Genomic DNA, 20,114 nt, shown 5'->3' on the forward strand with positions numbered 1-20,114 from the left:
TTCGGGACTCGGAGAATCTACGGTAAAGACAAAATGGCGTCCGATTGACCAACCTATCAGGTGGTGAATCGGACGCCATTGGAGCCTAGAAATTTAGGCCATGGTCGCCGTATCAATGACGAAACGGTAACGAACATCCGACTTGAGGACTCGTTCGTAAGCTTCGTTGATCTGATCTGCCGAGATCACTTCAATCTCCGCACCAATGCCGTGCTCGCCACAGAAGTCGAGCATTTCCTGGGTCTCCTTGATGCCACCAATGCTGGAACCTGCGAAGGAGCGACGACCACCAATCAGCGCAAAAGCGTTCACCGGAAGTGGCTCAGCTGGTGCACCAACGTTGACCAAAGTGCCATCTACGCGCAACAACTGAAGGTAGGCACTGATGTTGATCGACGCGCTAACGGTATTGATGATCAGGTCGAAGGTCTTATGCAAATCCTTGAAAGTGTTCTCGTCATTGGTTGCGCGGTAATCGCTTGCACCCAATTTCAGCCCATCTTCCTGCTTCTTCAGCGACTGGGATAGTACGGTCACTTCGGCGCCCATAGCGCTGGCGATCTTCACGGCCATATGGCCCAAGCCGCCCAGACCAACCACTGCAACCTTCTTACCTGGGCCTGCGCCCCAGTGGTGAAGCGGGGAGAAGGTGGTGATACCTGCGCAGAGCAGGGGAGCAGCAACGTCGAGCTCGATGCTATCCGGAATGCTGACAACGAAGTTTTCGGTCACGACAACGTTGGTGGTGTAACCGCCCTGGGTGATGGTGCCATCGCGGTCCACTGCACCGTAGGTGCCGACCATGCCCTGGACGCAGAACTGCTCTTCGCCAGCGACGCAGTATTCACACTCGCCACAAGAGTTGACCATGCAGCCAACGCCGACGCGGTCGCCGACCTTGTGCTTGGTGACCTCGGATCCGACCTCTGCAACGATGCCAGCAATTTCGTGGCCCGGAGCCAGTGGGTAGGACTGTGGTCCCCAGTCACCGCGAACGGTGTGAATATCTGAGTGGCAGATGCCCGCAAACTTGATGTCGATCAAAACATCCTTTGGTCCAACTGCGCGACGCTGAATCTGGGTTGGAATCAGAGCCTCGGTAGCCGAAGGCGCAGCGTATGCGTTTGCCATAGTAGTCATAGGAGATTTTTCCTTTGCTTATCTGTTTACTTGTCTTCGCATGCCGGATGTGCACGCGTAGGTATTCAGTTTCTGGCGGGTTTAGATTTGTCCGCATTGCCGCGAGTGGATTCCTGTTGGAATCAACTTCCTGCTGTGAAAAACGAAATGTTCCCCATACAACAACAGTGCCGGTTAGCTAAATAATCCCATCTCGCCGAAATTTCTGTTCGTTTTTTGGACAACTCACAGCTAAGAGGATCTAGCTGTGAATTAACCCTGCCGCTGACGCAGTTCTTGCGCTATTCGCCATGATTGCCAAGATGATCACCGGAATCAACGTGAGCACGGCAATACTTGCTCCAACGACCACCGGGCCGGTCGTACCCAACGACGATTCCAGTGACTTGCTGCCCAACCAAGACGCCACTGTGGTGCCCAGATTAAAGCCAGCAACGGTCAGTGACGAAGCCAAAGTTGGCGACTTGTCACCGTATTTGATAGCCAAGGAAGCCAGGATTGGATTGGCTCCCAAACCGAAGAAGCCCAGCAGCGTGATCAGGATGATCATTGGAAGTTGGAGGTTTGCCAGAAGGCCGATCAGTACGAGAACCACTGTCGAGGTGGCTGGGGCGATGAACGTGAGCAGGTGCGGATGAGCATCACCCAGACGCCCTCCAATCAACGATCCAACCAGGGATCCAACGCCAAAACCGATGAGCACCAGAGGAATGGCAGCTTCACTGAAACCAGTGCCATCAATGAGAAGCGGGGATATGTAGGAATAGGCAGAGAGCACGCCTCCGGTGGTCGTGGCGCAGGCAGCCAAGGTCAGCCACAACCGCAAAGAACGAAGTCCCGCGATTTCACCGACAACGGATACTTGAGAATGCTTGGAGGTGTTATGCGGAACGTACCGCGCAATGAGCAGGGCTGAAATGGCCGCCAATACCGCCAAGCCCCAGAACGAACCACGCCACCCGAAGTACTGGGAGGCGAAAGCGCCCAGCGGAACCCCGAGCACGGTAGCTAGCATGCCACCGGCATTAATAATCCCCAGTGCCCGCGAGGCCATGCCTGGCCCAGCGCTCTTGGCGGCTACAACTCCTGCGATCGCCCAGAACGCGCCCGTAGCCAAGGCAGTGACAAAACGAGCCACCATCAGCAAGGTGAAGTTGGATCCCAGTGCGACCACTACGTGACCAGCCGCAAAGACAGTTAAGGCTAAGATCAGTGTTATTTTTTGTGGAAGGCGCAACGTCAATAGGGCCATCAACGGGGCGCCGATGACCATGCCCGCGGCGAAAACAGTGATCAACAAGCCGGCACGTGCCACGCTGATTTCTAGCTCGGCGGCCAACTGGGTCAATATGCCCGCCACAATGAACTCAGTCGTGAGCATGGTGAACGTACCCACAGCAAGTATGTAGACAACCAAAGGAATTGGCCGGTTGGCCTTGGATTTAGTTGGCGCACTAGATCGTACCGTTACACGGCGATCGTCAACTTTCATCAACATCCTGTTCTATAAGTAGGATTCCTTCCTTATCTATTAGACCCGGACGTTCAAGCCGGAGGAAGTGCTCGCTTATACAGGTATTGGCAGTATCCCTTTCAAGGTTCATTGTAGGATTCCATCTCGACCTTGAATCGGACTGGCGGGCAGCAGATGTTTCGTGGGGAAGATGCCGTTTTTCAAAAAACTTCGCGCAATATCGACACCCCGCGTAGCGGATGTTCAGGGGCAGGGGCAGCGCTTTCGCGATAGTTCCCGACGTAATTTGAAGAGGTAAATCTTGAATGACGGACCAAAGGCCTGAAAGGATTGTTAGAGCCCTTGGGGTAAAGGTATCGCACTCATCAACGGAGGTTCAGTTGAACATCAAGAGAAAACTAGCTAGCACACTGATGGCAATGGCGCTTATTGCTGGCGGCACAGTCATCGCCCCAGCCGCACAGGCCGGAGAACACATCAGCTCGACCCGCAATGGCGCAACCGGAGTCACCTACAAGTTTAATCACTGGACCAATAAGTTCTGTATCAAGCAGAACATCGGCAAAAAGTATCAGGGGATTGCTACTTTCTACGGCTCCCACGACACCTCTAGTCTACAAACAAATGGCTACCGTAAATGGAGCTGCCTGAACCTCGTCAAGGGCACAAGCTCTGGTATTTGGAACGGGGACACCATTCGTTTCTGCCTGAAGAGTCGAATTGTGGGCGGTTTGAATACACATCCTCCTGTCTCCTGCGGATACGTCAAGATCTAACGGCCTGTAGGAAGACGTGGCCCGTGCGTGGTGCAGATCCCGGGAATTCACCTAAAGGTGGCAGGTCGGGATCTGCACCATTGGGCAATTCCCGGTAGGCTAGTTACTGGGTCTGCATGTTCTGTGCCGTCCCCGTAAGAAAATAACTCTCAGGGCTGACTGACCGTTGGTCCCGACCGCCAGTTTCGCGGTCCTCGGTAGTGACTTTCGCTAGGACTATTAAAGGTCTCAGCGCGGGTCTCGATCGAAGACCAGATCTGGGTAGGGCCAAGCGGTTCGCTCATCCACCGAGCTGGGAGCGATCGAAAGGAGCACCCCCTTAATGGAGGGTCCAGAAATCCAATTCGCCGAAGCACAGATCGACAACGGTCGCTACGGCACCCGTACCATCCGCTTCGAAACCGGCCGCCTTGCCAAGCAGGCTGCTGGCTCGGCAATGGTTTACATCGATGATGAAACCGCACTGCTCTCGGCAACCACCGCAGGCAAGCACCCACGCGAAGGCTTCGACTTCTTCCCACTGACCGTGGATGTTGAAGAACGCATGTACGCTGCCGGCCGCATCCCAGGTAGCTTCTTCCGCCGCGAAGGCCGCCCATCAACCGAAGCCATCCTGGCTTGCCGTCTGATGGACCGCCCATTGCGCCCAGCCTTCGTCAAGGGCCTGCGCAACGAGGTTCAGGTTGTTGTTACCGTTCTGTCCATCGAGCCAGATGAACTGTACGACGTCGTAGCAATCAACGCTTCCTCGATGTCCACTCAGCTTTCCGGTCTGCCATTCTCCGGCCCAATCGGTGGCGTTCGCGTTGCACTGGTTGACGATGGAAACGGTGCACAGTGGGTTGCTTTCCCTAAGCACTCCGAGCTGAAGAACGCTGTGTTCAACATGGTTGTTGCCGGCCGCGTTGCTGGCGACGACGTTGCCATCATGATGGTTGAAGCTGAAGCTACCGACAATGCTTGGGAACTGATCAAGGACCGCGGCGCTGTAGCTCCAACCGAAGAGGTTGTTGCAGAAGGTCTTGAGGCTGCAAAGCCATTCATCAAGGTTCTGTGCGACGCTCAGGCTGACCTAGCTGCTCGTGCTGCCAAGGAAACCGTTGAGTTCCCAGTCTTCCGCGATTACGAAGAAGATGCCTTCACCGCTGTTGAAGCTGCTGCTTCGACTCGCTTGGCTGAAATCTACACCATCGCTGACAAGCAGGAACGCGACAACGCTGCCGGCGCTTACAAGGACGAAATCCTTGCTTCGTTGACCGGTGAAGGCAACGCCTTCGCTGGCCGTGAAGGCGAAATCTCCAAGGCCTTCGGTGCTGTGACCAAGCATATCGTTCGCCAGCGCATCCTGACCGACCAGGTCCGTATCGACGGCCGCGGTCTGGCTGACATCCGTCAGCTCTCGGCCGAGGTTGAGGTTCTTCCTCGCGTTCACGGTTCGGCAATCTTCGAGCGTGGCGAAACCCAGATCATGGGCGTGACCACCTTGAACATGCTGAAGATGGAGCAGCAGATTGACTCGCTGTCCCCAGTGAAGTCCAAGCGCTACATGCACAACTACAACTTCCCTCCATACTCGACCGGTGAAACCGGCCGTGTTGGTTCGCCAAAGCGCCGCGAAATCGGCCACGGCGCACTGGCAGAGCGTGCACTGGTTCCAGTGCTGCCAAGCCGCGAGGAATTCCCATACGCCATTCGTCAGGTCTCCGAGGCACTGGGCTCCAACGGCTCGACCTCGATGGGCTCGGTCTGCGCTTCCACCCTGTCGCTGCTGAACGCAGGTGTGCCACTGCGCGCACCAGTCGCCGGTATCGCCATGGGTCTGGTTTCGGACACCGTCGACGGCGAAACCCGTTACGCTGCGCTGACCGATATCCTCGGTGCCGAAGATGCCATGGGTGACATGGACTTCAAGGTTGCCGGTACTTCCGAGTTCGTTACCGCTATCCAGCTGGACACCAAGCTGGACGGTATTCCTGCTTCGGTTCTGGCCGCTGCGCTGACCCAGGCTCGTGAAGCTCGCCTGCACATCCTGAACGTTCTGAACCAGGCCATCGACACCCCAGATGAGCTGAACGTCAATGCTCCACGAATCATCTCCGTGAAGATTCCAGTGGATAAGATCGGTGAAGTCATCGGCCCTAAGGGCAAGATGATCAACCAGATCCAGGAAGACACCGGCGCTGACATCTCGATCGAAGATGACGGAACCGTGCTGATCGGTGCTACCGGTGGCGAAGCTGCTGAAGCTGCTCGTTCGGCTATCAACGCTATTGCTAACCCTCAGGTTCCTGAGGTTGGCGAGCGTTACCTGGGTACCGTCGTGAAGCTAACCACCTTCGGTGCGTTCGTTTCTCTGACCCCGGGCAAGGACGGTCTGCTGCACATCTCCGAGTTGCGCAAGATCAACGACGGCAAGCGTGTTGAAGACGTTGAAGACGTCGTCGGCGTTGGCCAGAAGCTCCAGGTTGAGATCACCAAGATCGATGACCGTGGAAAGCTGTCGCTGGCACCAGTGATCGAAGAAGCTGAAGAAGAAGCTGCTGCAGAGTAGATATTAGTCTCCTGCTAAGGCCCCGGTTCTCCACCTGTTGGTGTGGGACCGGGGTTTCTTTGTGCCCGAGAAGACAGGGCGTCTTGGGCGAAGCATGGAGTGATCAGATGGTACAAAAACGCACCGGTACCCCGAGCATGGCTCGGAGTGCCGGTGCGTCGATTGAAGCTATTCGCTAGGCGAGGTTCTTGTCATAGAACGCGCGCAGTGCAATGCTCTTCTGCTTGGCGATCTCGTCCCACTCATCGATGGAGGCCGAATCATCAGCGTAGTCAGAGGGAATCTTGAAAATCTGTAGCGGAACATCGAAGCGCTGGCAGATACTCGCGTAGGCATAGCCTTCCATATCTACCAAGGATGCGCCGAGTTCCTTAATATGTACTCGCTGTTCGTCATTGGAGACAAAGACGTCACCGGTAGCCATCACGGCTTGGAAATCCGGTAGCAGGACTTCTCCAGTGGGATCAACATCAGCAGAGGGCAGAGGGAAATCGTGCTGGATGAGCTTGGTGACCTGGTAGATGGTCTCCAGACTTGGGCGGTCTTCACCAGCATGCCCAACAACACCAGCGGTACCTAAGACGATGACGTTCTTGATATCGCCTTGTGCAAGGGCGCCAGCCAAAACTACTGAGGCATTAATCTTGCCCACCCCTGAAATCAGGTGCTCAACATCTGTAAAGGCAACTGCTTCGTCCTGGTGCGCAAAGACGAGCAAAGACTTCTGGTCCGACATGAATTTCCCCTCTAAATGAAGTCAGCTCGGGTAGTGTACTGAGCCCGAACGTCCTAAGAAGTCTACCGGTTACGACTCATGAACCGGCATCGATTCTCCAAGGGGTCAACCGATACACTTTATTCATGAGTGATATTGAACTTGCTGAAGTTGAAAGCTTTGCCTTGGACCACACGAAGGTCAAGGCTCCGTACGTGAGAAAAATTGGTGTGGAGCGCGGGCCAAAGGGCGATGCCATCACCAACTACGACATCCGATTTGTACAGCCTAACCACGGTGAAATCCCAACCGCGGGGTTGCATACCATTGAACACACAATGGCTGGTCTGTTGCGCACCCGCATTGACGGACTGATTGATTTTTCGCCGTTCGGCTGCCGAACCGGCTTCCACATGATTCTCTGGGGCGAGCCAGAACCAGCTGAGGTTGCTGCTGCAGTCAAGAGCTCGCTGGAAGATATTGCGGAAAGAATTACCTGGGAGGACGTGCCAGGTACCGAGGCAAAGAGCTGCGGTAATTACCGCGACCACTCACTTCACTCGGCACGTGAGTGGGCCAAGGTCATTCTCGAACAGGGAATCAGTTTGGACGCTTTTAAGCGTTCCAAGCTTGCCTAACTGGCTTAGCAATTTTCTGGCAGATCCCGTGCTTCTTTGAAAAGAAGCACGGGATCTGCGTGTTTCATGGGCAGGGAATAAATCGATGAAGCGCAGCGTCTCAGCGAAAGCGTAGCTGAATTCGGTAGCATGGTTGATATGCGCAAAGTTCTTTCCTCAGCCGCCGTAGTTGCCTTCATTCTTTGTTCCACGAGCGGATGCGCGGATCTCGATGCGGCCAGAACAGCCACCATCTCTCAGGGATGCCAAGATGCCATCTCGGATCAAAATAAGACTTGGTCGGATAACGATGCTTCCGAGGAAAAGATCAAGGAGTCCGAGTCCAAGGGCCTGGACGCATGCAAAGACCTGGACGAATGGAGCACCGCGGTTTCATATAACCCGGGATCCGTTGGGTATGAGGAACTAAGCGTCGAGGAAGCGGCCAACTCGGTGTATCTCGCGTGCTCTTCCATTGATCCCGAGCACAAGACGCCGGTGTGCGCAGACGCAGCGAAGCGCGGCTACCTCGACGAGTCCTAAAATCGCTACTCCGCTACGCGGCGGATCTTGGTTGCGCCATTCGGGTGAAAAGTCGGTTTCTTGGCCCCACCCCAAAAGATTAGTGTGAAGCGCAACACTAAATATCTTGGTTTACTCATCCTCATGCAAAGTTACGCATGCCCCAAAAAACTCCTATATTCCGGCACTCGTCCAAGTGTTTGTGATGCACCTCTTGTTGCATCGGATAGTTAATGCCCAGCGATTTGTTGATCAGTATGAGGGTTGGAGCACCTTCAAGGCTCTAGAGTGAGTCGGGTAACAAATGAGCTTTGAGAAATACCGATAGTGGCATTGTCGCGTTCGTACAGCCATGCGCTGTCGCGAGCTATTCGCGGTGCCTATGGGCCAAGGCTGATCTTCACATTTTGGAAAGCGGAGACCGACCACCATGCCAAACATTGAACTTGATGAGCAAGATCTGCGCGTCGAACAAGCCACGCAGAGCGCGGCGACGGTAGAGAAGGGCGACAAGCCACGTGTCCCGCGCGGTGTAGGTACGCTAGCCTTTACTGAATTCTGGGAACGTTTTTCGTTCTATGGCCTCAACGGCATCCTGACCTTCTACTTGCTGTACACGGCTGCCGACGGCGGCCTAGGAATCGACGCGGCATCTGCCTCCGGTATCGTGGGTGCCTACGGTGGTTCGGTCTACCTGGCACAGCTTCTCGGATCCTGGCTGGGCGAAAGAGTTATCAGCCCAAAGTGGATGGTATTTATCGGCGGCATCATTATTGCCGCAGGACACGTAGCACTGGCTTTTGTTCCAGGTATGGCTGGTTTGGCCTTCGGTCTTGGCCTGATCATTTTGGGCACTGGCGCACTGAAAACCAACATCACCAACATCGTTGGCCTAGCGGTTGAAGGGCAAGACGAAGGCCGACGCGATGTCGGCTTCGCTTACTTTTACCTTGCCATCAACTTGGGTGCTGTCACCGGTCCGTTGGCTTCGGGCTTCGCACAAAACGAATGGGGCTTCCACGTTGGCTTCGGACTAGCCGCCATCGGTATGCTTCTCTCGCTGGGTATCTATATGGCCTCTATGGCGAAGTTGCCAGTGAGGGCCGCGATTGTTGAACGTCCCATCGAAAAATCCAAGTTGGTACAGCTGAGCGTTATTGCTCTAGTTGTTCTGCTGGCTATTATCGTCATTTTGTCTTCGGGCGTGCTGCCCGCATCGTCGCTCTCGGCAATAACTACGGTGCTGATTCTGGCCAGTGCCGCTTGGTACTTCATCATGATGCTAGGAAACAAGGAAGTAACCCACGACGAGAAGCGCAGAGTAGGTGCGTACCTGCCGCTGTTCCTTGCAGGTGGCCTGTTCTTTGGCCTGCTCTTTCAACAGTCCACGACCATTGCCATCCTGATCTCAGAACGTGTTGACCTTGTCATTGCGGGCTGGAGCGTTCCGGTCGCTTGGATCACTATGCTTGCGCAGTTCGCTGCGGTGTTGATTACCCCATTTGTCACCTATTTTTGGGGTAAGTCCGGTAACAACGGTCCAGGTGCACCATCCAAATTTGCCGTTGGTATGTTCCATATGGGCTGTGCCTACATCATCATGCTGGTCATCCTCAAAGCCTACGAAGGCGCACTGATCCCGCTGTTGCTCATCGTGCTGGTCATGATGGCTGCTGGTGCTTCGGAAGTCTTTGTCGGTCCGGTGAGCCTTTCGCTGGCTACGCGCATCGGCCCAGAACGTTTCCGTTCACAGATGGTGGGTCTGAACTTCTTAACTTTGTCCTTGGGCTCGGCTTTCTCCGGACTTTTCGGTCAGCTGTATACGGTCATGACCGACTACTCGTACTTCATCTGCATCATTGCCGCCGGCGTGATCGTCGGTATCGTCTTGTGGATCTTCCGTAAGAAGCTGCAGGAAAACCTGTACGCAGGTTTGTAGACAGTGCCATCACCAAATATAGCGAGCCCGCTGGATCGAGGATCCAGCGGGTTTTGCTGTTCCAGCAGGGTGTCAGGTGAAGAACTACACAGGAATTTTCGCCCTTTTTCACACTTCACAAAGGTACGGTTGAATGCATGGTTCCAGTAGAAACGAAGGCGCAGCTGCGCGCACCAGCACCCACAGGAGGGCGCTGAGATGATCATTTCTGACCTGCTGGATATCGAAGCTTCCGGATGCCGACTTGTCGCCGGGGCTATGGGCGTCCATCGAGATTTGCTCTGGGCGCATAGTTGCGAATTACCAGATCCTTATCGATGGTTGGGCCATAACGAACTGTTGATGACCATTGGTCATTGTGTCCCCGGCGAAGCACCCGAACAGGTGGATTTCATCCGCCACTTGGAACGAGCCGGATTGTGTGGCCTGGTGGTCGAGGACAACGATCAAGCGCCGCAGCTACACCCAGAAGCATTGGAAGTTGCTAACCTGCTGGGCTTTCCGGTGATGCTGATGAAGCCTCAGGTCCCCTTTGCGAGCATCGCACGGATGGTCGCCGCAGCTAATAACAGTAATCAGGCCCAGCAGCTGATGACCTTGAACCAGCTCTATCGTGCAGCTTTGGGCGAATATGAGCATCCGTCGGGTTTCGCGCAGCAACTTGAAGACGTTTTTAGAGTCGCTATGAGTGCGGTGGATATCTCTACCGGTGTTAGTGTTCTTCCCGGATCACTGACCGTGCACAGCTCGGAGATTAAGAAGTTGTCATCCGAGGTTCTCCCTTACGGGCAGGGAATGATCAATCGTATGAGCTCGTTACGGGACGGAGAGCTCTCGGTGTGGAGTCTGCCAACGCAACGTCCTACCGTGTTGTTGGTGGAAGAAAGCGCCGGCTCGATGCTGGATTCTTTCACGATGACCCATTTGAGTCAGGTGATCGCCGGTGAAGTTAATCGCCGTACGCATACTGCCCTAGGTCTGGCACATCAGCGCAGCCACCTATTCGCCGATTCTTTGGAGAACAGCACGTCCCAAGACCGATTGGTACGCGACGCCACGCAGCTAGGACAGCCAGTACAAGATCTTTTGATTGCCATCACCGCAATAGATAACGAAGAACTCGTCTTTTCCTCGTTGAGCTTGGCGGGCATCGCCCATGCGAGCCAAATCCAAAATGGTTATTACGCCTCGATAGTGCGGTCCACCGACTTGCCAGTCTTGGCAAGCATCAGTGAATTTCACGGCATAGGAATTGGTATTTCGCCCGCAGTCGCCGACCTCAGCGAAGTGAAAGATGGGCTGCTTCGAGCACAAGTGGCCTATGAATCCGGTGATGGCGTGGAGAGCGGAATACTGCCCTATGACGAAGTGAATTTCTCCCTAGCGCCTAAGTCTGCGAGTCAGGCAAAAGAAATCGTGGATCGAGTCTTGGGGCCGCTAAGCCAAGCCGGTACCTCCGAGCAGGCCCTGATCGATACGCTGTGCGCTTACCTCGATGCAAACCGGAACTGGAACGAAGCCTCGGCGAAGCTGGGTATACACCGGCAAACGTTGAGCTATCGTATTGGCCGAATCGAACAGCTGACCGGCAGAAACTTAAAATCAAGCAAGGATCTAGCCGAGCTTTGGATCGCGAGAATCGCATTAAAACGAAGCTGACGTTTGTTTCTTGAACGGGAGTTTTTCAGGCAGCCAGCGCGTTTGACAGTTGCTTGTGATCATCCGTTCTGTGGGAGAATAAGTGCAAAGTTCCAAGCCCTGAACGGGTGTAATTCCGAAGATCAAAGGACGTATCTACGTGGCCATGATTCCATTGCCGTTGCATTCGGTGGAGACCAACCAGTTTTCTCCGACAGACCCGGCGGACCCTACTTTGGTCCACCGCGGAGATGGCGGCTCTGAAGTCCGGCGCAGTATCTTGCCTGGAGGTGTTCGCGTCCTCACCGAGGCGATGCCAGGGCAGCGCTCCACCACAGTAGGTTTTTGGGTGCCGGTCGGCTCGCGCGATGAGGAAGCTGGCCATTACGGGTCAACTCATTTCCTAGAGCATCTCCTGTTCAAAGGAACCAAAAAGCGCTCAGCCTTGGAAATAGCGCAGTCTTTTGATGCAGTGGGTGGGGAGTCCAACGCGGCCACCGCCAAGGAATCAACCTGCTACTACGCTCGCGTGCTGGATACTGACCTGCCAATGGCGCTAGAAGTCATCGCTGACATGGTTACCTCTGCGGTCATTGACCCCCAGGAACTGGAACAAGAACGCGGTGTGATCATCGAAGAACTTGCGATGGACGCTGATGATGCTACCGATGTCGCCCACGAAAGATTCGTCGCCCGCGTTCTGGGGGAGCACCCGTTGGGACGTCCCATTGGTGGAACCCCCGAAGAAATTAACAACATCAGCCGTGAAGCGGTGATGGAGCACTACCGTGCTCATTACCGTCCGAGCGAGCTGATCATTACCGCTGCTGGCTCGTTGGAGCACGACAAGCTGTGCACCATGGTTCTTGAAGCGCTCGGCGAGGCTGGCTGGGACCTAGATCCACTGGCAGTACCTGAACCGCGTCGTGAAGCTCAGCCTGCACAAATTAGCTCTGTGGCAGGTATTGAAGTTGTCAACCGTCCGGTAGAACAAGCCAACATCATCATGGGCTGCGCCGGAATCACCGGGCATGATGAGCGCCGTCAGGTGCTTGCAGTACTCAACGCCGTCCTCGGTGGAGGAATGAGTTCGCGCTTGTTCCAAGAGATTCGTGAAAAGCGTGGCTTGGTGTACTCAACGTATTCCTTCTCTGCTGCCTACACAGACGCTGGCTATTTCGGTATGTACGCCGGTTGCGCACCGGCAAAGGCTGGGGAAGTCATCAACTTGCTTGGCGCTGAACTTGACCGGTTGGCAAGTGATGGAATTACCGAAGCGGAGCTCATCCAGGCTAAGGGACAGCTTGCCGGCGGGACCGTTCTTGCCTTGGAAGATCCAGGAAGCCGTATGTCGCGTCTGGCGCGTGCAGAGATGGTCACTGGCGAATTCCAAGACATTGACGAGGCACTAGATAGGGTCAATGCGGTTTCCACAACGCAGGTTCAGGAACTTGCTCAGGAGCTGGCTGCCAAGGATCGAGTAATTACGGTGGTAGGCCCGTTCCAGGACAAAGCAGACCTGGGGCTATAGGGCTGACGGATACCGCGGTGGCTCAGTGACGTACTGGGCTATCGCGGTATTACTGTCTTTTGTCCTGTTTGATGGCTCGTTTGCAGCATCGATGAGTTCGGCCAGTTCCGGTGCATGAGAAAAATTGAATCCATGCGCACCTTGATTCATGATGCTTAGCTTGGCGTGCTTGATCCCGGAGATCAGACGCAAGCCAAATTCCGGAGGTGATAACGGATCTCGGGTGCCACAGACAACGTCGATTGGACAGGTAACGGTCTTGAGTAAGTCGATGGTCGAATAACCCAACATCCGCTCACAGCTCTTGGCCCACCAAGGAATGCCACAACGAAGATAGTCAACAAGCAGGATCGCTTTGACAGAATTGATTTCATTGGGGAAATCTTGAATCAAACGACGAGCTTGGCGGAACAGCGTAGCTTCCCGATCATTGACTGCCGGGGCAGCAATGAGCAGGTGTTTAACCAACGTCGGCCAGGTTCGAGCCAGTTCAATCGAAACTTGCGCGCCCATGGAATGTCCAAGCACGATGGCGTTGTCTACTTTGAGTTCGCGCAGGGCTAGGGCGACTTCATGGGCAAACCGAGCCACGGTGACTGGGCGCCCATCACCGAGATTCTTGCCATGTCCTGGAAGCTCAGGAACGATCACCCGGTACTTTTTCGCCAAGATGTTGGCTAGAGGTGTGAAATATCTGCTGGAAGCACCTAGGCCGTGAATGAGTACTACATCTGGCCCTTGCCCGGCAATCCGAACAGACAATCGAGTCTTGAGGGTTTCGGGCAACTGCCCAAAATATTCGTGACGCACAGGGCCTTTCATGGCGCGAGAAATGCGCACGCAAACTTTGAATCAATAGTGAAAGACTCAGTCTATCGTTTTTGTCGAGTATCGCCGTGGAAAAGCCTATCCGGCCGCGCCAGTCGCATGCTGTTTGATGGCAGAGCGCAAGTCTTCAGGGAAGAGTTTGTCGACATCCTTTTGATAGTTAGCTCCTTCATCCGGCCGACTGAGTTTGTTCTCTTCAATCCGGAACGGGAAGGAATCTGCTTGAGCGCCGGCTTGTGGATCGGCCTCGTCACTCGGGGCACAAGTAGCCCAGCCGTAGGTGGTGGATCCCTGGATACGGAAGATCTCAACCTGGCACGAAGCACCATCAATGACAGTGCCTTGGTCCTGAACAACGCTAGAGACTTTTGCTAATTCTTGGTCGGATAGCGCATTAGGTTCCGTCTCTGATCCGCAAGAAGCCAAGGTAAAAGTAGCAACTAGCAAGACACTGACGCCTAGACCTACACGTCCCAATTTCTGAATCATATTCCTGCCCACTCTTAGGAGATTCCTGAAACTTATTTTTCACCGTCTCGCGAGGCAAAACAAGCCGGACTGGCCGTAGTGCAGCCACCGATTCAAATTATTTCGATGTTCTATGATCCTCGACGTTACGGGACGACTATGGGCAAGCGTCGTCATGGTAATGCGCAACCCATCGAAAACGATAGGCTTAAGCTCATGAGTGCACAGATCAAGGTGGCCGTGCTCGGCGCGGCCGGACGAATGGGAGCTGAAGCGGTCAAGGCCGTCAGTGAGGCACCCGACATGGAATTAGTGGCTAGCTTGGGCCGCGGTGATGAGCTTACTCAGATCCTTGAAGCGGGGGCGACCCACGTGGTTGATCTCTCGGTACCTGATGCTACCGAAGCCAACGTTCACTTCGCCGTAGAAAATCACCTGCACGCCGTCGTTGGCACCACCGGTTGGGATGATGATCGTCGCGCTGAGCTTGAAACACTGCTGCAGAAGAACCCCGAGACAGGCGTGTTGATCGCACCGAATTTCGCTTTGGGATCGGTACTGGCCAGCGCCTTTGCCGCCACCGCTGCGAAATACTTTGAATCAGTCGAAATTATCGAGTTGCATCATCCAAATAAGGTCGATGCTCCTAGCGGTACCGCGGTGCGAACCGCAGAACTTGTTGCTAAGTCGCGCGAAGCCGCTGGCGTACCAACTAGCCCGGACGCAACTGAGACTCAAATTGATGGTGCTCGCGGAGCTGTGGTGGATGGGATCAACGTTCACTCTGTTCGTTTGCGCGGGCTCGTGGCACACCAAGAAGTACTGCTGGGTGGGCCCGGGGAACAGCTGACCTTGCGTCATGATTCCTTTGACCGAGCCTCCTTCATGCCGGGGGTGCTACTGGGTCTGCGAACCGTAGGATCGCGTCCAGGTCTGACTTATGGGTTGGATGGATACTTGGAGCTCGGCCAGTGAAAACCAAACTTTGGGTCGGCGGGATACTGCTGCTTTTTGCCTTGTACATAGGCATGACCTTCACTCAAGCGTTCCGCCTCATCGGCTCAGATGTGCTCATTGCCCAAATTATGGGTGTAGCGATCCTGGTTATTCCGGCACTATGCGTTTGGATCTTGATTCGTGAAGTACTCTTCGGACTGCGCACCGAGAAAATGGGCAAGTCTCTAGCTTCGACCAGTGAACTGCCTAAGGACCTACCCCGAAAACCTTCGGGACGAATTATTCGGGCTGCTGCAGACGAAGATTTCCCCAACCATCAGCGTGATGTTGAAGAGAATCCAGAATCTTGGAAGTCTTGGTACCGTCTGGCGTTGGCCTATGAAGCTTGCGGAGATAAGGGCCGGGCACGCAGCTCGATGCGAACCGCTATTGGGTTTTGGCGCCAAGCTGAAAAGTCGGCATCTAACGCTAGATGAATGCTGAGCTTCGACAAGTCTAGATAGTCTGCTGGATCTTGGCATGAATGGCTACGGCCGTCGATCTACCTGAATTTTCGGGCCGATCGGCGGCCGATCCTCGTTAAGGGAATTGCGACAATCGCAGAATAACAGTGTTGCTAGTCATTGGGTCTTTGCGCTGGACTGCTTCGGTCCACTGACGGAATCGGCGCCGCTTAGTACCCGGACACAATATTCCAAAGGACCAGAGGCTTTGGTGAAACCTAGCCAGAGTCCGAAGCTCGCGGTGAAGGAACACAGAATCCACCAAATCACCATCGGGGTCAGGAAATGCTGCAGTACGGGCAGAAGCACGAGGTGGCCCACATACAAAGTCAACGGTGCCCGTCCGGCTCCTGCAAGGATCCTTCCGAACCCGCCAAGCCGAGGGATAACAAGTACGAGCACGCCGATTACCGCCACAGCGCATCCTGCCGCATGCAGCGTGGCCAACAGTGAGTTGCTGTGGCCTGTAGGCAACCAAAGGTAGTGAACATCTGCCAGATACGGGTCCAAATTGATCCCGGCTAAACGACCGGTAATGATCAGCGTGGAAACCAAAGAAGTCGGCGAGCCCACGGCCGCGGAAATTTGATCCGCAGCTCCAAGGGCGAGGGTGCGTCCAAGCCCGTAGGTAACGATTGCTACGGTGGTGCCCGCAGCAATGAGCCAGAGCACCACTGCTCGGTCTCGCAAATTACATCGGGCCAGGGCGATTCCCAAAAGTCCGTAACCGAACCAGACCATCAATGGATAGTAGCCGGTCACTATTAGATCTTGGCCAAGAAGCAACGGTGTTTTTAGGTCAGAAAACGTTGGATTATGCTCCAACGTCTGACCCAGCCAGATGGCCGCGAGTGGACGCCACAGTATTGGCATCAGGAGCAACCATGAGGCCGAGACCACACAAATGATTGTTCTCGGAAGCCTTAGAGCCAGTGGAAGCAACAGAAATAGTAGCCCATAGTGGACAAGAATGACTGCGATGCGTTCATTTATCGTCCCAATTAGCATTCCGAGACCGGCAATTATTAACGCTCTCCGGGCAAGGACTGAGTAAATCTTAGGGTGAGAAAGGCCCTTTTTCGACAATGAATCGCTGAGTAAAGCCAAGGACAAACCAGCGAGCACCATGAACAATACAGAGGCCCGTCCTGAGGCCAAAGCCCCAGTAAATGTAGGGGAAAACTCGCCCCCAGCATCAGTTGTGTAGAGACTAAAAACGTGGGCCGCGAACATCCCTAGAATGGCAACCAGACGAGCTGCATCCACACCCAGCAACCGTTGAGACGTGCCCAAATTTTCCATGAAATCATCGCATCACGGATTTGGCGTCGGATGCCATCGCAACATGCGCGCGTGTAGATTTATAGTCATGGCTACAAGTGCAATTGATAATCAGGCATTCCCCTTCGGTACCGTACTTACCGCTATGGTCACTCCCTTTAACGATGAAGGAGAAGTTGACTATGAGTTGGCAGCAAAGTTGGCCATCAAGCTGGTTGATGATGGCTGCGATGGACTGGTAGTCACCGGTACCACCGGCGAAACTTCGACCCTCAGCGATGAAGAGAACATTGAAATGTTCCGCACCGTGGTCAAAGCTGTGGGAGACCGTGCCGCAGTACTGGCAGGTTCAACCACGAACGACACCCGCCACTCCATCAAGTTGTCCCTCGCTGCTAAGGAAGCTGGCGTAGACGGTGTGCTGTTGACCACCCCGTACTACAACAAGCCAAGCCAGGCAGGCGTCATTGCGCACGTAAAGACCATCGCAGAAGCCGTAGAGCTTCCGATCATGCTTTACGACATCCCAGGACGAACCGGCATCGCGCTGGCCCCAGAAACCATTATTGAGCTAGCAAAGATTCCTCAGGTCATTGCGCTGAAGGACGCCAAGGCCGATTACCAGTCCACCACCACCGTGCTGGCTAATACCAACCTACATGTCTATTCCGGCGATGATGGGCTCACCTTGCCACTCATGGCAGCAGGTGCCGTCGGCGTGGTTTCGGTAACGGCTCACGTTGCAGCTGCCAAGTACCGTACGCTTGTTAATGCAATGCATGCGGGGGATTTGGCTACTGCACGCACCACACACTTTGAGCTGGACGCGATCCAGCGCGGCATCATGGGCCACATTCAGGGCGCCGTGGCCGCAAAATATGGACTTCACTGGCAGGGTGTCCTGCCGAACACCGTCGTCCGACTGCCGCTTGTGGCACCGTCGGACGCAGAGCTTGATGCTATCCGCGCGGACCTACGTGAAGGCGGATGGGATCTGTAAAGAAAGGGACTAACTACATATGACTGAGACTTCAGTAGGAAAGGCCGACTCTGCACGTTTGCAGACCCCGGCCAAGCTGAAGAAGGGAACAATGCGCATTGTTCCACTCGGCGGTTTGGGCGAAGTCGGACGAAATATGACCGTCTTCGAGCTCAACGGGAAACTGTTGATCGTCGACTGCGGTGTGCTCTTCCCGGAAGAGCACCAGCCTGGCGTGGATTTGATCCTGCCGGACTTCTCCTACATCAAGAACCGGTTGGACGATGTGGTGGGCGTTGTGCTCACCCACGGCCACGAGGATCATATTGGTGCAGTACCCTACCTGTTGCGTCTACGCGAAGACATCCCACTATATGGGTCGAAGCTGACTCTGGCCTTCGTCGAAGCAAAACTGGCTGAACACCGCATTAAGGCCAACACCAACATTGTGGTGGAAGGCGAGATCGCACAGATCGGCAGTTTCGAATGTGAATTCGTCGCTGTGAACCACTCGATCCCGGACGCACTGGCTGTGTTCCTCCGTACCGAAGCCGGTACCGTGCTGCACACCGGTGACTTCAAAATGGACCAGTTGCCGCTGGATGGTCGCATTACCGACCTACGCCATTTCGCCCGCCTTGGTGAAGAAGGCGTGGACCTGTTCCTGCCTGACTCCACCAACGCTGAAGTTCCTGGCTTTACCGTGGCAGAGCGCGAAATCGGTCCAGTGCTTGAAGCGAAGTTCGCTCGTGCTCGCCGCCGCATCATTGTTGCCTCCTTCTCTTCCCACGTGCACCGTGTACAGCAGGTCTTGGATGCTGCTGCCATGCACGGTCGAAAGGTCGCCTTCATCGGCCGCTCCATGGTCCGCAACATGGGCATCGCGGAGCGCTTGGGCTATTTGGATGTTCCGCAGGGCGTACTTGTTGATTTGAAGCAGATCGACTCGTTGCCGGATCACAAGGTAGTGCTGATGTCCACCGGTTCGCAGGGCGAACCAATGGCTGCGCTTTCCCGGATGGCCAATGGCGAGCACAAGGTTCAGATCAACCCGGGTGATACCGTGATCCTGGCTTCGAGCTTGATCCCAGGTAACGAGAACTCGGTCTTCCGTGTGATCAATGGTCTGATGCGTCTTGGCGCTGAAGTCATCCACAAGGGCATGGCCAAGGTTCACGTCTCCGGTCACGCTTCGGCTGGCGAATTGCTGTACTGCTACAACATCTTGCGTCCAAAGAATGTGCTTCCGGTGCACGGCGAGACCCGTCACCTCATCGCTAACGGCCGTTTGGCCGCGCAGTCCGGCGTACCAGAAGAGAACGTACTTCTGGCAGAAGATGGCTCGGTCATCGATATGCGTGACGGTGTTGCCCAGCTGGTTGGACAGGTCGAGTGCGGTTACGTCTATGTTGATGGTTCCAAGGTTGGCACCATCACCGATGATGACCTGAAGGACCGTGTCACTCTGGGTGAAGAAGGTTTCATCTCGGTCATCACCGTGATCAACCGTCAGAACGGTACCATCATCTCCGGACCGGACATTCACGCCCGCGGTGTGGCTGAAGAAGACTCAGTCTTCAACGAAATTAAGCCAAAGATTGCAGCAGCAATTGTGGAAGCGGTATCGAATAACCCGAACCACTCCACCCACCAGCTGCAGCAGATCACCCGTCGCGTGATCGGCTCATGGGTTTCGCGCAAGCTGCGCCGCCGCCCAATGATCGTTCCAGTAGTTCTCGAAGCCTAAACGTCACAGAATAATGCCCCAAACCAATAACTTGGTTTGGGGCATTATTTGATTCTGGAGAAGATCAGCTCACGATAGGTTGCAACTTAGACTAAACCCAAGAACCCTGCCAAATTTGCTGGCAAAAGCGGGACGGCACCCGTGACCGTGCCAACACAGGCATCGGGAGTCTTGGTATCTTGCCATTCGTTGCACTTGGTGACTTGTTGGATGCGCCCCGTGCGGACATCCATTTCAACCACTGTATTCCACTGGGATGGGACAAAATGTCCCAAGATCTTACCCGTACCTACTTCCATGAGAACCATGGATTCTGCCGGGTCCGTTGGCTCTGGCAAAACAACATCCGCCGAGGCTGGCGAAGCCAAAGTTAGCATCGCTGCCAGTAGTGCAGGCGTGGTCAAGGCTAGAGTGCGAGGCTTCATTCTGTTCCTTCAAGAATATTAAT

The 20,114-nt window shown here is 54.7% G+C and carries 18 protein-coding genes; 11 read left to right on the plus strand and 7 right to left on the minus strand.

Going from position 1 to position 20,114, the window contains the following annotated elements; genetic code table 11:
* Positions 1 to 93: 93 nt before the first annotated feature.
* Together FJV47_RS15995 and FJV47_RS16000 are read right to left on the minus strand one after the other, a co-directional pair.
* Positions 94 to 1,140 carry an NAD(P)-dependent alcohol dehydrogenase gene (locus tag FJV47_RS15995; protein WP_159614720.1) on the minus strand — a complete coding sequence of 349 codons (1,047 nt, stop codon included), beginning with the start codon at positions 1,138 to 1,140 and terminating at the stop codon, positions 94 to 96.
* Between the two features lie 241 nt (positions 1,141 to 1,381).
* Positions 1,382 to 2,632 carry an MFS transporter gene (locus tag FJV47_RS16000; RefSeq protein ID WP_159614722.1) on the minus strand — a complete coding sequence of 417 codons (1,251 nt, stop codon included), beginning with the start codon at positions 2,630 to 2,632 and terminating at the stop codon, positions 1,382 to 1,384.
* 401 nt (positions 2,633 to 3,033) lie between these two features.
* Between FJV47_RS16000 and FJV47_RS16005 the strand changes: the two genes are divergently transcribed.
* The gene (locus tag FJV47_RS16005) at positions 3,034 to 3,390 is read left to right on the plus strand and encodes a hypothetical protein (protein ID WP_159614724.1); all 357 of its coding nucleotides are present in this window, start codon (positions 3,034 to 3,036) and stop codon (positions 3,388 to 3,390) included.
* 322 nt (positions 3,391 to 3,712) lie between these two features.
* Positions 3,713 to 5,941: a polyribonucleotide nucleotidyltransferase gene (locus FJV47_RS16010; RefSeq protein ID WP_159614726.1), complete on the plus strand. Its 2,229-nt coding sequence runs from the start codon at positions 3,713 to 3,715 to the stop codon at positions 5,939 to 5,941.
* 175 nt (positions 5,942 to 6,116) lie between these two features.
* Here FJV47_RS16010 and FJV47_RS16015 read toward each other — a convergent pair whose 3' ends face one another.
* Positions 6,117 to 6,677, minus strand: coding sequence for a purine-nucleoside phosphorylase (locus FJV47_RS16015; RefSeq protein WP_159614728.1), 561 nt, complete (start codon positions 6,675 to 6,677; stop codon positions 6,117 to 6,119).
* Between the two features lie 125 nt (positions 6,678 to 6,802).
* Here FJV47_RS16015 and FJV47_RS16020 point away from each other — a divergent pair, with 125 nt between their 5' ends.
* The 5 genes from FJV47_RS16020 to FJV47_RS16040 all read left to right on the plus strand — a co-directional run bounded on the left by FJV47_RS16020 (position 6,803) and on the right by FJV47_RS16040 (position 12,903).
* Complete coding sequence (locus FJV47_RS16020) at positions 6,803 to 7,294, plus strand: S-ribosylhomocysteine lyase (protein WP_022875897.1); 492 nt, start codon at positions 6,803 to 6,805, stop codon at positions 7,292 to 7,294.
* 138 nt (positions 7,295 to 7,432) lie between these two features.
* Complete coding sequence (locus tag FJV47_RS16025; protein ID WP_159614730.1) at positions 7,433 to 7,816, plus strand: hypothetical protein; 384 nt, start codon at positions 7,433 to 7,435, stop codon at positions 7,814 to 7,816.
* A gap of 409 nt (positions 7,817 to 8,225) precedes the next feature.
* Positions 8,226 to 9,734 (plus strand): peptide MFS transporter, encoded by a 1,509-nt coding sequence (locus tag FJV47_RS16030; protein ID WP_159614732.1) that lies wholly within the window; start codon positions 8,226 to 8,228, stop codon positions 9,732 to 9,734.
* A 198-nt stretch (positions 9,735 to 9,932) separates the two neighbouring features.
* Complete coding sequence (locus tag FJV47_RS16035; RefSeq protein ID WP_159614734.1) at positions 9,933 to 11,393, plus strand: PucR family transcriptional regulator; 1,461 nt, start codon at positions 9,933 to 9,935, stop codon at positions 11,391 to 11,393.
* A 139-nt stretch (positions 11,394 to 11,532) separates the two neighbouring features.
* Complete coding sequence (locus FJV47_RS16040; RefSeq protein ID WP_370515047.1) at positions 11,533 to 12,903, plus strand: M16 family metallopeptidase; 1,371 nt, start codon at positions 11,533 to 11,535, stop codon at positions 12,901 to 12,903.
* Here the strand turns inward: FJV47_RS16040 and FJV47_RS16045 are convergent.
* Both FJV47_RS16045 and FJV47_RS16050 read right to left on the minus strand, forming a co-directional pair.
* The gene (locus tag FJV47_RS16045) at positions 12,898 to 13,725 is read right to left on the minus strand and encodes an alpha/beta fold hydrolase (RefSeq protein ID WP_159614736.1); all 828 of its coding nucleotides are present in this window, start codon (positions 13,723 to 13,725) and stop codon (positions 12,898 to 12,900) included. The genes FJV47_RS16040 and FJV47_RS16045 overlap by 6 nt on opposite strands.
* Before the next feature lie 84 nt (positions 13,726 to 13,809).
* On the minus strand, positions 13,810 to 14,220 hold the full coding sequence (locus FJV47_RS16050; protein ID WP_159614738.1) for a hypothetical protein: 411 nt from the start codon (positions 14,218 to 14,220) through the stop codon (positions 13,810 to 13,812).
* Between the two features lie 195 nt (positions 14,221 to 14,415).
* On the opposite strand from FJV47_RS16050, the gene dapB reads away from it, so the two are divergent.
* Both dapB and FJV47_RS16060 read left to right on the plus strand, forming a co-directional pair.
* Positions 14,416 to 15,174, plus strand: a complete 759-nt coding sequence (gene dapB, locus FJV47_RS16055; protein ID WP_159614740.1) for a 4-hydroxy-tetrahydrodipicolinate reductase — start codon at positions 14,416 to 14,418, stop codon at positions 15,172 to 15,174.
* Positions 15,171 to 15,632, plus strand: a complete 462-nt coding sequence (locus tag FJV47_RS16060) for a tetratricopeptide repeat protein (protein ID WP_159614742.1) — start codon at positions 15,171 to 15,173, stop codon at positions 15,630 to 15,632. The genes dapB and FJV47_RS16060 overlap by 4 nt, the downstream gene beginning before the upstream one ends.
* Before the next feature lie 144 nt (positions 15,633 to 15,776).
* Here FJV47_RS16060 and FJV47_RS16065 read toward each other — a convergent pair whose 3' ends face one another.
* Positions 15,777 to 16,961, minus strand: a complete 1,185-nt coding sequence (locus FJV47_RS16065; protein ID WP_159614744.1) for a heparan-alpha-glucosaminide N-acetyltransferase domain-containing protein — start codon at positions 16,959 to 16,961, stop codon at positions 15,777 to 15,779.
* Between the two features lie 67 nt (positions 16,962 to 17,028).
* On the opposite strand from FJV47_RS16065, the gene dapA reads away from it, so the two are divergent.
* Both dapA and FJV47_RS16075 read left to right on the plus strand, forming a co-directional pair.
* Entirely contained in the window at positions 17,029 to 17,940 is a 912-nt protein-coding gene (dapA, locus tag FJV47_RS16070; RefSeq protein WP_159614746.1) for a 4-hydroxy-tetrahydrodipicolinate synthase, read from the plus strand.
* Between the two features lie 19 nt (positions 17,941 to 17,959).
* Positions 17,960 to 19,666: a ribonuclease J gene (locus FJV47_RS16075; protein WP_159614748.1), complete on the plus strand. Its 1,707-nt coding sequence runs from the start codon at positions 17,960 to 17,962 to the stop codon at positions 19,664 to 19,666.
* Between the two features lie 86 nt (positions 19,667 to 19,752).
* On the opposite strand, the gene FJV47_RS16080 is transcribed toward FJV47_RS16075, so the two are convergent.
* A complete protein-coding gene (locus tag FJV47_RS16080) occupies positions 19,753 to 20,091 on the minus strand; it encodes a hypothetical protein (RefSeq protein ID WP_159614750.1) in 339 nt (112 codons plus the stop codon).
* Between the last annotated feature and the right edge of the window lie 23 nt (positions 20,092 to 20,114).

The sequence above is a fragment of the Glutamicibacter sp. JC586 genome (assembly GCF_009805585.1).
Taxonomy (GTDB): Bacteria; Actinomycetota; Actinomycetes; order Actinomycetales; family Micrococcaceae; genus Glutamicibacter.